Source organism: Halorussus lipolyticus (genome assembly GCF_029338375.1).
Taxonomy (GTDB): domain Archaea; phylum Halobacteriota; class Halobacteria; order Halobacteriales; family Haladaptataceae; genus Halorussus; species Halorussus lipolyticus.
On sequence record NZ_CP119806.1, the window covers coordinates 21,696 to 34,472 of the forward strand.

The following is a 12,777-nucleotide window of genomic DNA, read 5'->3' on the forward strand; positions in this document are numbered from 1 at the left end:
TAAAGATGTCTGACGAGTTCGTACAAGTCCATTTTGCCTACTGGGACGGCGACCACGACGAATTAGAGGCGGCCCACAAACAGGTGATTGAAGCAAATGGGATATTTGACATCGGCACCATGTCCATTTCCGGGCCATTCGGAACTGTCCAAATACGCACAAATGACGTTCCCGAAATCACGAGCATGTCTCATTTGGAACACTACGAATACGTAGATGATTCCATGGATATTGACCTCCTGTATGCACCACTGGTAAAATACTTTCTCGTGGAATCGCAATATCTAGATGAGGAGACCCACACAACCAATATCTCAAAGGCAACACCTTTGGAACAGTTCATCGAATTAGTAACCATCGGCTATCAGGCTACAGAGCAGAAACCTGCCGCAGTGTACGCCGAATCTCCGCCGCACAATTACTGGATTGCTACGTCAGGGACACCCCCCTTTACTGCGGAGTCACTCGCACACAACCAGTACCATCACCTGAGTTGGCTGACAATATTCACACCACCGATGGTTGAACACTACGGTCGTGAGACACTCCTCTCGGCCCCTGCGTGGAAAGTCGAGGAACTTGACGACGGCGCAATTTTGGTCGTCTGCCACGACGACGTTGCCGAGTGGCAAACCGACTGTCACGATGTTGCCGAACACATCGGACTCCCTTGGTATACAGATATCGAGTAAGTTTAGACCGCCTCAAGCACAGTCTAATTCAGCAGATTTGAGAGGAGATCATCTGCACCGTCTAAGACATCTACCAACTTCGAGTGGTTGGTTGACCCTACTCCTTCATCATGAGTCGAATTTTGGAAGACTTGCTCAACGTTCCTTTCGACAGTCGAGAGATCGAACTCGATTTAGGACGTTCGGAGAGACTCCCTTTGACTGCACTTCTGCCGAAACCTCTCCCAACGGACTTCAATCGACTCTTTTACTCTGCTAGTTGAATCTGACGAGTTTCCTCGGCGAGGTCTCGAATGTACGCTCGAAGTGTGTCCATATCGTCACGGGCGTCGTCAAGTGTTTTCGCTTTGACCTTCGCCTTAATCTGGTCTTCATCCCGCGTCCCACTCCCTCGCTTGAGTTTTACCGTGAGCGAGACACCGACATCGCTCCGCTCAATGTGCTCTGTCGGCGATGATTCGTCATTGGTTGATTTCGATTCGTTGCCTGCACGAGACGGTGAGTTGTGTTCTGACATGGTGTATCTGTATTACTTGATGTTCAGTTGGACGGTGCGACGGCTTTGTCGGACAGTTCATGAAGGACATTTTCGATGTCGGTGCCGGTGAGTCGCCAATACCCCTCCGGATGTGAGCAGTCTAACTGGCTCACGACCCTGCTTTTGAATGCGGTGTAGTGGGCTAGTGCGACATCTTCGTCGCCGGTGTAGTCCAGTAGGAGCGCAAGCGCAAGTTGCGCTGGGCCACTCCCACTGTATCCCCAGCTGAAGCCCGAGGGACTGTGGTTCGCCAGTTCGAGACTCTGCTGTGGCGTCACCTGCTCTTGACCGGGTTGTTTTTCTACGATAGCGCGTCCGCGCCGCCGGTAGCCGACGTAGACGACATCCTGTTTCTGGCTTGGCCGTGTCTGTTCGAGTGATTGTGAGTCGGTTGTTCCACTCATAGTTCGTTCCGAGGGACTACTTTGAGTCCCCCGCACCCCTCAGGGGGTGAAAAACTCACGCGGTCACACCGTCACGTTCCTTGGCTAGCTTGGGCGCTCAGTAGTGAACGTCTGCTGGGACAATCCAGAGATTCTCGCGCTCCTCAAGGATGCGGTCGAGTTGACCTCGATGCCGAATACCGCTGCCGTGTTCGTCATACAGGAAGATAGTGGGTCCATCGTACGCGCCAACTTGGTGGAACGCATGCCGGGCAAGCCCGTCGTCACGCATAATCTCCTCATCGCTCAGTTCCTCAAGTGCGTCCCGGACACGGTCGAGATTCCGCTTGAACTCGCTCTTCGTCGCCTCCCAGCCACGCTCCAACAGTTCTTGCCCATCGTCGGACTTGACGGGTGCTGCTACTGGCAGGTCGCCCCACCGGGCCTTCCCAGCGACTGACGTGCCCGACTCGTCAAACGTCACGTAGTAATCGAACACCGCAGTTGCGTGTGGGCTGGCTCCGACGAGTCGGTCGAAGACCGTCTTTCCATTTGCGAGTGCGTCGTCTCGTGTCGATGCCTCTACCAGCGAGTAAATAACCGTATGCATTGGTTTTCACTTCGATCTGCCGACGCACGCGACTACACGTCGCGCTACTGCTTGGTGCGCCGGCACTCATCGCCGGCGTAAAAAACACAGACAGTCATCGTCCAACTGGGAAGTAGTGGTAAGTGGGACTGTAGTTAACCAACAAACGCCGAATTCCGTGCTCGTCTGTTGGTTAAGGATGTCCGCTCTTATGTAGAGCTGCGGAAAGCCCCTGTAGTTACACTGAGCTGGCCATAATTCGGGAGTATGTCGTCTGCTCAGCCAGCGTTCGGCGCAATGTTTCGAGAGCTGATCGAGCTGGGCGTTGTCAAGATCGACACCGAGCCGCTCGATGCCCGCATCGAGCGGCGACTCAAGGACTTCTGGGAGAACACGTCCTGTCCACGCTGCGGGCACAACTCGGTTCAAACGTGGCCGCATCTCGACCGCGTGTGGTGCCGAGACTGCAACTTCAAGCCGGTCTACACCTACGGAACGCCGTTCCACGAGAAGCACCTCACCTGCGGCGAGGTACTTCTCGCATTCACGCTCTACGCTGATACCTTACTCAGTATCAACCAGATCGCGCCGTTGGTCGGGCGAGCCTACAAAACCATTCACACGGCGATTCGGGAGGTGGAAGCCGCGATTCATCGCGGCTTCCCCGTCGTCTGGAGCCTCCTCGACCAAACCATCGACGGACCGATACAAGTCGACGAATCTGGTGAGATCTGTTCGGGCTACAAAGGCCAAGAGCCGCCGCGGCACAGCCGTTCTCGCGGCGGCTCGTCCCAGAGAGGCCGATCACGCTGGCGAGGGCGTCACGGTGATCAACTGACGCTCGTCGCGGCGTGCCGCGACTCGCTTCGCGTGATCCGCGGCCAACTCGGCATCGACTACGACGGTGATCTTGAGCCAGTGATTCAGGCGGCTGAAGACCTCTCCCAGCCACTGGGAGAGGTCTGGACCGACGGTCTCCAAGCCTACCGAGAGATGGAGCGTGACCATCGAACCGTCGTGCACAAGGAACGGTACGTATCGCCCGAGGGCGTCCACATTAATCAGGCTGAGTGCCTGTTTTCGCTTGTTCAACCATGGCTGCGGAAGTTCCGCGGCCTGTCCAAGCAGGGCTTGGAACAGGCCGCTCGTACCTTCGGCATTGTTCGCTCACTCATCCTGGCTGGCAAATCCGTCGACTCAACCATTGAGTGTCTCGTTATCGGGGCTTTCCGCAGCTCTACATAAGAGCGAGGATGTCCTCCCGTCTATTGGTTCGCTTTGGGTTCTGGCCCGTATCGGGGCGTGCTGCAGACGTGGCACTCCCACATTGGCTGGCCACTCCATTCGTCGTCGGTGACAGTCTCGAAGTCGAGAAATCGATGCCTCGTATCGCGGTCGCACTCACGACACTCGAGGTGCCTCCTGTTCGGTCGCTCGCGTTGGTGGCTGTCAGTCCTGGTCTCTTCGACAGATTGCTGGAGTGCAATTGCGGGGACTAGCCACACGTCGTCTACGTCCTCAAGAAGAGTCTCAAGATGGTCTTTGTTCTGAATCCCACGTCCACCTTCGTCATAGAGGAACGTCGCATGTTCGCCGTCATGACGCGATTGCGTCGTGTCCTGCCACTCCGTCAGTTCACGAGCAGTCTTGAGTAGCTGTCTACCCGAGTTGGACGTAGTCCGTACTGCCTCAGGGAGTGAAGGCCATTTGCTGGTAAGTTGTGGTGCAGGCTCCTCGTCGAACTCGGAGATTGGTTGGCAGTCGTTGACCGCGGAGTCTCTGTCGGCCTTCACGAGGAGGTCCGCAGCTGCAGTCCCCTTCGCAATGGCACTATAGAATGTCGATGCTTCCACGACGAAATGAACAACGTGAAGCAGTGTCCACTCCGTATCTGAATTCGACTGTCCTGCGTCAGAGCTATCGAGGTGGTTCACCAGACAGAACCGACATTTGGTCCGACTCGAAGGAATAGTTGCTCCACAGGAAGAACACTCGCTCTCCGTTGCTATCGTCTCGTTTGGATATCTTGCAGCGACTGCATCTAGTCGCTGTTGGCTCGACTCCTTGTCGCTACTATTGGAGAGTTTGTCGTCGGGAACATGCGTTGCTTCGCCGACCGGCCGAAGTTCTTTGTAGTTAGAGCTCCGCTTAGTCATCAAGTAATGTAGTACTGCCTCGTCTTCGTATTTAAACGATCGCCCATAGTCAACTCCTATTGAGAACTGCGAATTAGGGGAACACGCGCATTTACATGACGAGTTCAGTCCCATTCACGTCGGTCCCACGCCCGATTTCGGCCGAGAGGCCGCGGTCATGACGGGTGGCCGTCAGTGGTGCTCCGGTACGTTTGCGTTCATTTTCCTCGAACGACTGCCACTCTGGTCCGTGGTCGATTCTGTGAATCGGTCGGGCGGGGTGTCGATTAGCCGTCGCCTCTGGCCCTATCGAAGCAATAAAAACGAGACCAGACAGAGGACGATGTTCGTGGAAATCGAACGTCTGATTTGTTCTAAACTTATATTCTATTCTCTTCTGATTCAAATTGGCTCTCGGAACCCTTACCCTATTTATAACCCACACATTAAAAGTAAATATATAATTTCAACTTTATTGAGGGGTGAGATCGTAGTGTAACGATGTCAGAGGCAGAAACCACCGAGCTAGTAGCGTTTCTTCACGAACACCCGCGGTTGATGGGGCTCCTGTTTACAAGCGCACTACTCGCTATGGAAACGATAGGACGAGCCGAAGCAGGCGGTGCCGCTACCGCTGGCCCCTAAGACTCACGAAGATCCTTCGCGGTAATCTCGTTGCTCCAGAACAGGTCGCCGTCGTAGACGACTGGATGATTGTCAATAGTAAAATGCCGCTCCAATTCTGCATCAGTAACTTCAAACGAATCTAACGGTCCCGATGCGAGATACTGCGTCGAACTTCCTCCGACTGTCGGGTCGAAAAGGGTGCCCATATTGAACTCCCGCATCGGAACTGTCGAGAGGTCCAGTTGCCACCCTTCCGTCGTCTTAGCTACGTCTGAGAGCAAGCAACAGCCACTTTTCGACTGCACGAGCGCTAGACCTCCGTCGCCAATCGTCATGTACGAATACCCTGCGACGACCCGCTGTACCAGATTGACGGCGGCCTGTAGTGGATAGCCACGATTGAGGGCCTTAGCCAGCGCGCATCCGACTTGCGTGCCCGTGCTATTCGTGATTTCTGAGAGAGTGACGACACCGCCGAGACTGCCAGCTTTGACGAGGGCCTCACCCTGTGCGTACGAGCGACAGGCATTCAGCAGGAACGCCTTCACGTTCACGTCGTCAAGCGTCCGCGCATCGAGATGGCCATCTGGACACCGGAGACCATTCGCGTCAACATGCCCGATGAAATGGAAGAAGTCGACGGACGTCTCTAGCAGTTCACGTACTTCCTCGCTCGTCAGCCCGTAGTGAATGTTTACGTCGAACTCGAGGAGTTCGCGGACGCCGTAGAACTCTTCGACGACGCCCTCGGATTCCATTTGGGCGTCATTACAGACGACGTGAATCGTAATCGAGGACTGCTCCGGCGTTTCTTGTTCGAGTTGGCGTTCGTACGCTTTTTTCGTCGCCTTCGTCGCACCAAGCGGATATCCGTCGCCGACCCACGCATGGCGAAGCGAGTCCGTCTCCTTCGGTGTAAAGATGTCGTCGTCAGAGCTGTCGTGTAGTTTACCAGCCGATCGGGTTAGCACACCGCCTGCATTACGAGTGTTTGTACCGCGAGTGAACTCGGTGAGCATGTCCGGTGTTGGTGCTGGGTCGTGCCCGTCCGGGGTCGGACTCCGGACGAATGCGAGTTGTGCTGCTGCGAAGGGAAGCATCGGTGCGTGGTCCGACTCGGGGACGATATCCATCGTCAACATCCACTGAGGGAGGTACGGTTCGACGACGGAGAACGGGACGGACAGATATGCCGCGAGTTGCTCTGGAAGCGACTGGTCGTAGAGCGTCTCGAAGTCAAGGTCGACGAGCGGCTCAACCTGATTTCGCTCGTGTAGATCAACCTCGTACAACCCCTCTGTCCGGGTGAGACAGTCGAAGAAGAACACTTGCTGTAACGTCCGGCTGACCACCTCCTCGTAGCCGAGTGGTCCGTCAAGTCGATACTCAAATCCGTCCGTGGTCACGAGTCGCGGTGTCTGTGCCGGTTCGACAGCCGCACCGAGATAGTACGCCAACGAGACCGCAGGATAGACGTACCCGTACTCCGGTGGCAATTCGAGTCGGACACCCGTTGCAGGTGACTTGATATCACTTGGCGCGTCGAACGTCTCACCGCGTTCGAGCAGTGGCGGGTGGCCACGCAACGTCGGGAATGACCGCTCTGGGGACGTATCTTTCAACGCGGAACCGAACAACGATACCGCGTCCATCAAGTCACGCGGGTCGTCAGGGACCGTAATCATCCCTGCGGGTTGCTCGTGGAACGACCGCGCACCGACGTGAACACAGACCGGCGTCGTCCCAAAGCTGATCCGAACCGTCGCGTCTCGGTACTCAATATCGAGGGTACTCTCGACACGAAGGTAGAGCTTGACGGGTGCTGTCGTCAGTTCCAGAACGTATTCACCATGTGGAAGCGACCGATCTGTCTGCCCACTCGTTTCGGCGAGTAGGTCTCCCGTTGGCGAACGAACATAGATATTCGACAACGACGGAATCTCAATGTCGGTCGTCTCGATACGAACCGCCGTCGTAATAGGAACCGGAAAGAGAGCGACGTCCGACGTTGTCGGATCAACTGCTGTCGGTGTAAAGAGAGCGAACTGTGCGTGTTCGATAGGGTCAAAAATATCGAGTCCCGTTTGGGAAGCGTGAGTCGTAATTCGAGGCTCCATTTTGTATTGAATCCGTGAATCCTACTTAGAGCTGCGTCCAGGGTGTCGATCCGACTTTTGGAATTCGCCAGCGTTGCTCCGCGGGGCTGCCGTTCCGTTTCCGAAGCTGGATTTCGGCGTCACAGTGCGCCATCAGCTTTTTAACGGTTTCGCGGTTTTCGTCAGGGTCCCGCTGATAAATAATGTGGAACATTCCGTTATCGACTTTCACACTCGCACTGATGGTGGCGATCAGTCGCTCAACTTCTGAGAAACTGTGTTTTTCGAGCAGGTGGCTGATTGAGTTGATGCCAACTCGCAGTTGGGCCGGTTTGAGGTCGCCGTCGCCGAACCACTCGATAGCATGCTGCAACTCCGACCGGAGTCCTTTGACTGCGTCTGTGTCTTGGCTGGCCGTTGCAATCTTCGGGGCCGCTGAGGCCGGAACACTCCGTTCATGTCCGTCGAGATCGATAATCCAGTTACGTGACGCCGCCTGTGGATCTGTCTCTTGAAAGTGAGCCGCTGCCTGCGCACGCGAACCGTCTGTTAACGCGAGGACGCGTTTTCGTGGTGGGGTGGCTTCCGGATCACCGAAGAGATTGCTAGTGGCGTACGCTGCGGTCTGCTCGCCGACCGCTCCGGTGACGAGGAGTGTACTGCCGGACTGTTTGAGTTTGCTGAGTTTTGCTCGCATTTCGTCCACGTCGAACTCTTCAGTCTCGGGGGCTGGCCCACCGCGAAAAGAAAGTCCATCAGCATTCCGTACCGACATCTCTGTTCTATATCTTATATTATAGAAATTAAACTTAATACTACTGGTTTCTAACAGCTCAGAAGTAACGAATTAGTAGCTGATTCTTGCGACCACTCAAAGACTCAGTATGAACGTCCGCAGGCACGACCCACACCTGCTCGTCGCTGTCAAGGACGCGGTCGAGTTGGTCTCGGTGACGAATCCCCGTGCCGGACTCCTCGTAGAGGAATACTGGCGGGCCGCGATATGCACCGAGGTCGTAGCACGCCTTCCGAACGAAGTTCTTATTCTGCATTATTGCTTCCGTATCGAGTTCCCCGAGTGCGTCGCGCACTCGGTCGAGGTTGTGCTCGAACTCCTTGACGGTCGCTTCCCAACCGGATTCGACTAGTTCTGTTCCGTCCTCAGAATCGATGGGTGCTGCTACAGGGCGCTCGCCCCAGCGTGCTTTGCCTGCAACGGTCGAACTGTTGTCGTCGAACGTTACGTAATAGTCGAAGACGGCACCGTCGGTTGGGCTTGCACCGACGAGTCCGTCGAACGTCGTCTTCGCGGCCGCGAGTGCTTGGTCTTCGCTCGATGCTTCGACAAGTGCGTAGATTAGCTGGTGCATCTGGATCACCTCGCCGACGCACCGTCCTCACAGTCCGAACGCGCTCGGGACTCCGACGTGCACCAGCGCCCCTGCTGGCGCACGACAAATTACGTCGGCTCGACATGGAATTCGCTACTTGCAGATGTACGGAAAGTAGAGACAGAATTCTGATAGCATCCGGGCACACGAGTCTCGCTATTAATTCTCCGAAACCGGTTCGAGTCCATCGAGATCTGCATACAGCACCTCACCACGTCGGACGACGTACCGAGACGCAAGGACGGGGAAGCGACACTTCGTAAATCCTGCCGTCTGGATGTCGAGGGTCTCACCCGTAGCGATATACGACGCGAGCTCTCGTAGAAATTCTTCAGTCCGCTCGCCACCCTCGTAATCTGGAAGGCCATTCTCACGCTGTTCGTAGACCTCGAACGCGTCGTATCCCCACAACGAGAATCGACCGTCGTCGTCCACATCCCACTTGAGCGTCCCGAAACAGTACGACTCGCAGAGCCTACGAACGCGCTCGGGGTCCGTTACAACTGCACCGTTTGATGTTGTCGCCGCTTGAAGCGTTGCCATTGGTTGCTATGATTTTGTCTCAGAAGCCGGATTCACGCCCAGTTCATCGAGCGCGTCTCGATGTGTCCGTATCGTCCGCGGACTAATGTCAGCTACCTCCGCGACGTCCCGCTGGCTGACCAACCAGCCGTGTTCGTGACATGCTTTGTAGAGGCAGGCCGCCGCGAACCCAGACGGCTGGACCCCAACCGTGATATCTGCTTCTTGTGCCGCCCTTGTGAGTGCTCGTGCCCGCTGACGTATCGAATCGGTCACCTCAAGCGCCGAGGCAAGTCGCGGCACGAACGCGGTCGGTTTGACGGGTTTCGTCGGAAGCCCGAGTTCCACGTTTATTGCTTGATAGGAACTACGCACTCTCGACTGCTTGACCCGCGCGACGTTCGCTACGTCGGCGAGCGTTCTGGAGAGACCGAGACATCGACACGCGCCGTGGACGCTCGCCGCCGCCATCGCTTCGACCGACCGTCCGCACAGGATGTCCTCGTTCTGTGCACTCCGGAACAGCGAACACGCCTGCTCGCCGAATGCTTTCGAGAGCCCGAGTGCACTAGTCAGCCGATGGATTTCACCGAGTCCATGCGCGAGAATCCGCTCGGCTTTCGACTGGAACCGACTACGACTGTGTTCACGACGCATCCGCGCGAGCCGACGGCGCTTCCGGCCCGCGAACTGTTCCCTCGTCGCTTCAACTTTCTCGCCGATTTCGGTTGAGAGGCCGCGGTCGTGGCGCGTCGCCGTCAGCGGCGCACCTGTACGCTCTCGGTTCTGCTCGTCGTCACTGAACGACCGCCACTCCGGCCCGTGGTCAATCCGTTCGTCCTCAAGAACGAGTCCACACTCCTCACACACGGTCTCTGCGACGTTGGTAGTGACCTGTCCGTCGCACTCCGGGCATTGGTTACTTTCGTTCTGTACGTCCTCGTCGAACGCCGTCTCGTAGATTTCGCTCGTTGCCATGATACTCACGAGGGACTCCGTGGATTGGTCTCTCGAAGAGGCCCTCACCCATTGAGGGCAAAATAAACACGTCGCGGTGGGGAACCAAATCTGACTGCTGTGGCGAAAGCCCGGCCGCGAACGGCACGTGGGCCGTGAGCGGCCCGGACCGGGGAGGTGGCGGTGACCGCATCACACCAGCAAAAATGGGGCCGAACCTTCTTTACTAGGTTTAGGAGAAAACTCGAGTTCCCCATTCGGGATTTGTACTCCATCGACTTCGACACTGGAGAAAGTGAAGGTTGCTGACTGCTAGATATCACCGAACTTCTCTCGGTACCACTCTCTATCCCGGGGATCTTTGATGTACGGCATTCTCGATACAAACTCGCTCGGTCAGTTCATAAACGTCCACAAACTACCCCCAGAAACGAAGGGACATCAACCGATTCGTAGCAGTAAACCGTATGTAGATGTTGTGGGAGACGTCTAGGAGAGAACGAAGTAGTTGTCTCCGCCGGCTTCTGCTCCTACTGCGTACTTGACATAGTCGTAGGCGTAATGCGAGATAGTGATGCGGTCATGCATTTCCATATCTCGGTCCATCGTCCAGATCTCGAAGTCATCTTCACCCGGTTGAGGAATCATCTCTTTGTTATCCATATTTGACTTAGCCGTATACCGCATCTGGCCATTCTTGAACTCTTGAGTCACATCAAACTCATCTTTGTGTTCCTCGTACATTGACCGAAGAAACTGGTGGTACTCGGTGTGAACCTGAGCTAGCACTTTCTCAATCCGTTCAAAGGCCAGTTGCAGTGTTGGCGGATCAGTACTTTCGACTTTGAGCTCAACCTTGAAATCCTCTGGACCCAACTCAACGAAGTTCATACCTCTCACTAGTGGATTGCCCAGCTCTGTTGATCTCTTCATATAGATCTGCAGGTAGTGGTACCGCATATCCGTCTCAAGCTGAAATAAATCATTCGGACGGTTCGGATCGCTGACCGAAACGGTTAGGTACGTCAGTTCCTCCTCATCATCAAAAGCACAATTGCGTAGCTGTAGGTTGATTTGCTCACCAACTTCAGGTGTGAAAGAGATTTCTTGGCCGGCGACGGCGTCGAAGATATTCCTGCGAGTATCCGATGTTGATTCTTGCTCAGGGGTTATGGATTGTGCCAATCTGATGGAGGATATGATACTACTGATGTCCATAAGATAGATCGTGGGCTCAAATCATATAGATGTCTGGTGACCATGGCGAAATTAGATCTCAGCCCGGTAAATGTCAGATCTATATTCTTCACAGCCCACGCCCTAGTGGAGTTCTAAGGGGCGAGGTCGGTTGACGAGCCGCGACGATGTCTTCGGGAGTGAACGACTGAAGGCTCGTCAGAGCTTCTCTCTGACGGTGTAAGCACCGCAACGGAGTGAGGAGCGCAGCGAGCCGCGGCCGTCGAGCGGCCGAGGGCCTTTGTGGACTACTCGATCCCGTCTGTCCCCGAGAACCGTACTCAGGGAACGTTTATTTGAGCGGGCTGACGTGAACCGATATGAATCGTAGACAGGTCCTCGCTGGCGCTGCCCTCGGAAGTACTGCCCTCACAGGGTGTACTTCTCGCCTTCCCTCCATTGGTTCCTTATCGACCACGTCGGGTCGCACGGAACCGCTTCCCGGCGAAGACGACGAGTCGTGGGCACAGTTCGGGTGAACGGCCGCCCATCCCGGACAGAATACGGACGTCACTATCGAGAGTCCTCAAGTACGCTGGCAGACGACCCTCCCTGCGGGTGTCACCCCTCCGGCAGTCGTCGGCGAGACGGTGTTCGTCAGCGGCGGTATCTTCAACGACCACAACGAGGACCACGCCGCAGGCGGCGTGTACGCCTTCGACCGTGAGACAGGCGACGAGAAGTGGAAGACGACATTCCCAGCGCTCGGTGGTGGGTTCGCTGGCTGTCCGCCGACGATCTACAAGGGGTCGGTCTATGTTGGCGACGCTGGGGAGCACTACTTTCACGCGCTCGACGCTCGGACTGGTGAGAAACGATGGCATCTCGATCTCGACGGGTCAGTGAACGAGGCGATTCCTGCGGCGAACGACCGCGTCTGCTTCGTCGAACAGGAGGCCGCGATTGGTGTCGATACACAGGGCGAGGAACGTTGGCGTTACACCAAGGACGGTCACGTCTTCCTCGCTCCACCGGCCATCGCTGACGGGACGGCGTACGTGGGGTCCGTCTACGACGAGCGCGACCAGAGCGAAAGCGAGGACAATACCTCGTCGCTCCTCGCGGCAGTCGAGGTCGAAACGGGCGAGGAACAGTGGGCACACCAACTGGGCGAGAATTTCCACAGTCTCGTGGTGGACGACGACAACGACACCCTGTTCGCCTGCGATACGCGCGCCGTCTACGCCGTCGAGACGGCAACGGGGACTCAACGCTGGCGACATGTCATCGAGGACTTCGGCCTCGGAGAACTCGCCGTGGGCGACGAGACGGTGTTTGTCGCCGATGGTCGAACGCTCCGAGCATTCGAACGCGCCGACGGGAGTACGCGGTGGCAGTTCGAGATCGAGTCAGGCTATCTGCGGACAACCCCGGTCGTTATCGACGGCGCGGTCGTGGTGACGTCCGAACACCCCCAACAGCTGTCGACCGACGCGACGACCTACGCGCTCGACATTAAGACAGGTGACATTCGCTGGACGTACCAACAGCCGGGGAACATGGGGTATTCCGCGGCGGCCGTGGGCGACGCGCTCTATCTTCCGGTGTATCGAGGTGGCGGGGAAACAGAAGCGACGCTGACGGTCTTGGAGGCCGAGCAGTAACTGACAG

The 12,777-nt window shown here is 56.2% G+C and carries 14 protein-coding genes and 1 pseudogene; 4 read left to right on the forward strand and 11 right to left on the reverse strand.

The genetic code is table 11. The features are described 5' to 3' along the window. Nucleotides 1-5 precede the first annotated feature (5 nt). Nucleotides 6-692, forward strand: coding sequence for a hypothetical protein (locus P2T57_RS19160; RefSeq protein WP_276302586.1), 687 nt, complete (start codon nt 6-8; stop codon nt 690-692). 247 nt (nt 693-939) lie between these two features. On the opposite strand, the gene P2T57_RS19165 is transcribed toward P2T57_RS19160, so the two are convergent. From P2T57_RS19165 to P2T57_RS19175, 3 genes are all read right to left on the reverse strand, one after another. Next, nucleotides 940-1,209 carry a DUF7389 domain-containing protein gene (locus P2T57_RS19165; protein ID WP_276302587.1) on the reverse strand — a complete coding sequence of 90 codons (270 nt, stop codon included), beginning with the start codon at nt 1,207-1,209 and terminating at the stop codon, nt 940-942. A 23-nt stretch (nt 1,210-1,232) separates the two neighbouring features. Further along, nucleotides 1,233-1,634, reverse strand: a complete 402-nt coding sequence (locus P2T57_RS19170) for a DUF6166 domain-containing protein (RefSeq protein ID WP_276302588.1) — start codon at nt 1,632-1,634, stop codon at nt 1,233-1,235. A gap of 97 nt (nt 1,635-1,731) precedes the next feature. Continuing rightward, nucleotides 1,732-2,223: a DUF7995 family protein gene (locus P2T57_RS19175; protein WP_276302589.1), complete on the reverse strand. Its 492-nt coding sequence runs from the start codon at nt 2,221-2,223 to the stop codon at nt 1,732-1,734. Nucleotides 2,224-2,469: 246 nt separating this feature from the next. On the opposite strand from P2T57_RS19175, the gene P2T57_RS19180 reads away from it, so the two are divergent. Continuing rightward, the gene (locus tag P2T57_RS19180; RefSeq protein WP_276302590.1) at nt 2,470-3,447 is read left to right on the forward strand and encodes an IS1595 family transposase; all 978 of its coding nucleotides are present in this window, start codon (nt 2,470-2,472) and stop codon (nt 3,445-3,447) included. Nucleotides 3,448-3,467: 20 nt separating this feature from the next. On the opposite strand, the gene P2T57_RS19185 is transcribed toward P2T57_RS19180, so the two are convergent. Both P2T57_RS19185 and P2T57_RS19190 read right to left on the reverse strand, forming a co-directional pair. Beyond that, the gene (locus P2T57_RS19185) at nt 3,468-4,358 is read right to left on the reverse strand and encodes a biosurfactant protein 1 (RefSeq protein ID WP_276302591.1); all 891 of its coding nucleotides are present in this window, start codon (nt 4,356-4,358) and stop codon (nt 3,468-3,470) included. A gap of 100 nt (nt 4,359-4,458) precedes the next feature. Next, nucleotides 4,459-4,599 (reverse strand): annotated as a pseudogene (locus P2T57_RS19190) (transcription initiation factor IIB family protein); the annotation flags it as partial. A 239-nt stretch (nt 4,600-4,838) separates the two neighbouring features. On the opposite strand from P2T57_RS19190, the gene P2T57_RS20390 reads away from it, so the two are divergent. Further along, nucleotides 4,839-4,982 (forward strand): DUF7503 family protein, encoded by a 144-nt coding sequence (locus P2T57_RS20390; RefSeq protein WP_420028560.1) that lies wholly within the window; start codon nt 4,839-4,841, stop codon nt 4,980-4,982. Here P2T57_RS20390 and P2T57_RS19195 read toward each other — a convergent pair. The 6 genes from P2T57_RS19195 to P2T57_RS19220 all read right to left on the reverse strand — a co-directional run bounded on the left by P2T57_RS19195 (nt 4,979) and on the right by P2T57_RS19220 (nt 11,148). Next, nucleotides 4,979-7,081 carry a hypothetical protein gene (locus P2T57_RS19195; RefSeq protein ID WP_276302592.1) on the reverse strand — a complete coding sequence of 701 codons (2,103 nt, stop codon included), beginning with the start codon at nt 7,079-7,081 and terminating at the stop codon, nt 4,979-4,981. The genes P2T57_RS20390 and P2T57_RS19195 overlap by 4 nt on opposite strands. A gap of 25 nt (nt 7,082-7,106) precedes the next feature. After that, the gene (locus P2T57_RS19200; RefSeq protein ID WP_276302593.1) at nt 7,107-7,835 is read right to left on the reverse strand and encodes a DUF7504 family protein; all 729 of its coding nucleotides are present in this window, start codon (nt 7,833-7,835) and stop codon (nt 7,107-7,109) included. 58 nt (nt 7,836-7,893) lie between these two features. Then, the gene (locus P2T57_RS19205; RefSeq protein WP_276302594.1) at nt 7,894-8,430 is read right to left on the reverse strand and encodes a DUF7995 family protein; all 537 of its coding nucleotides are present in this window, start codon (nt 8,428-8,430) and stop codon (nt 7,894-7,896) included. 180 nt (nt 8,431-8,610) lie between these two features. Then, on the reverse strand, nt 8,611-8,994 hold the full coding sequence (locus tag P2T57_RS19210; RefSeq protein ID WP_276302595.1) for a hypothetical protein: 384 nt from the start codon (nt 8,992-8,994) through the stop codon (nt 8,611-8,613). Between the two features lie 6 nt (nt 8,995-9,000). After that, nucleotides 9,001-9,951, reverse strand: a complete 951-nt coding sequence (locus P2T57_RS19215) for a transcription initiation factor IIB (RefSeq protein WP_276302596.1) — start codon at nt 9,949-9,951, stop codon at nt 9,001-9,003. Nucleotides 9,952-10,419: 468 nt separating this feature from the next. Next, nucleotides 10,420-11,148 carry a hypothetical protein gene (locus P2T57_RS19220; RefSeq protein WP_276302597.1) on the reverse strand — a complete coding sequence of 243 codons (729 nt, stop codon included), beginning with the start codon at nt 11,146-11,148 and terminating at the stop codon, nt 10,420-10,422. A gap of 608 nt (nt 11,149-11,756) precedes the next feature. On the opposite strand from P2T57_RS19220, the gene P2T57_RS19225 reads away from it, so the two are divergent. Continuing rightward, the gene (locus tag P2T57_RS19225) at nt 11,757-12,770 is read left to right on the forward strand and encodes an outer membrane protein assembly factor BamB family protein (protein ID WP_474198311.1); all 1,014 of its coding nucleotides are present in this window, start codon (nt 11,757-11,759) and stop codon (nt 12,768-12,770) included. Nucleotides 12,771-12,777 lie beyond the last annotated feature (7 nt).

Excerpts from the sequence above, each read along its gene's own strand:
- P2T57_RS19160 (WP_276302586.1), top strand. The coding sequence starts at position 6 with ATGTCTGACGAGTTCGTACAAGTCCATTTTGCCTACTGGGACGGCGAC.
- P2T57_RS19165 (WP_276302587.1), bottom strand. The coding sequence starts at position 1,209 with ATGTCAGAACACAACTCACCGTCTCGTGCAGGCAACGAATCGAAATCA.
- P2T57_RS19170 (WP_276302588.1), bottom strand. The coding sequence starts at position 1,634 with ATGAGTGGAACAACCGACTCACAATCACTCGAACAGACACGGCCAAGC.
- P2T57_RS19175 (WP_276302589.1), bottom strand. The coding sequence starts at position 2,223 with ATGCATACGGTTATTTACTCGCTGGTAGAGGCATCGACACGAGACGAC.
- P2T57_RS19180 (WP_276302590.1), top strand. The coding sequence starts at position 2,470 with ATGTCGTCTGCTCAGCCAGCGTTCGGCGCAATGTTTCGAGAGCTGATC.
- P2T57_RS19185 (WP_276302591.1), bottom strand. The coding sequence starts at position 4,358 with ATGACTAAGCGGAGCTCTAACTACAAAGAACTTCGGCCGGTCGGCGAA.
- P2T57_RS20390 (WP_420028560.1), top strand. The coding sequence starts at position 4,839 with ATGTCAGAGGCAGAAACCACCGAGCTAGTAGCGTTTCTTCACGAACAC.
- P2T57_RS19195 (WP_276302592.1), bottom strand. The coding sequence starts at position 7,081 with ATGGAGCCTCGAATTACGACTCACGCTTCCCAAACGGGACTCGATATT.
- P2T57_RS19200 (WP_276302593.1), bottom strand. The coding sequence starts at position 7,835 with ATGTCGGTACGGAATGCTGATGGACTTTCTTTTCGCGGTGGGCCAGCC.
- P2T57_RS19205 (WP_276302594.1), bottom strand. The coding sequence starts at position 8,430 with ATGCACCAGCTAATCTACGCACTTGTCGAAGCATCGAGCGAAGACCAA.
- P2T57_RS19210 (WP_276302595.1), bottom strand. The coding sequence starts at position 8,994 with ATGGCAACGCTTCAAGCGGCGACAACATCAAACGGTGCAGTTGTAACG.
- P2T57_RS19215 (WP_276302596.1), bottom strand. The coding sequence starts at position 9,951 with ATGGCAACGAGCGAAATCTACGAGACGGCGTTCGACGAGGACGTACAG.
- P2T57_RS19220 (WP_276302597.1), bottom strand. The coding sequence starts at position 11,148 with ATGGACATCAGTAGTATCATATCCTCCATCAGATTGGCACAATCCATA.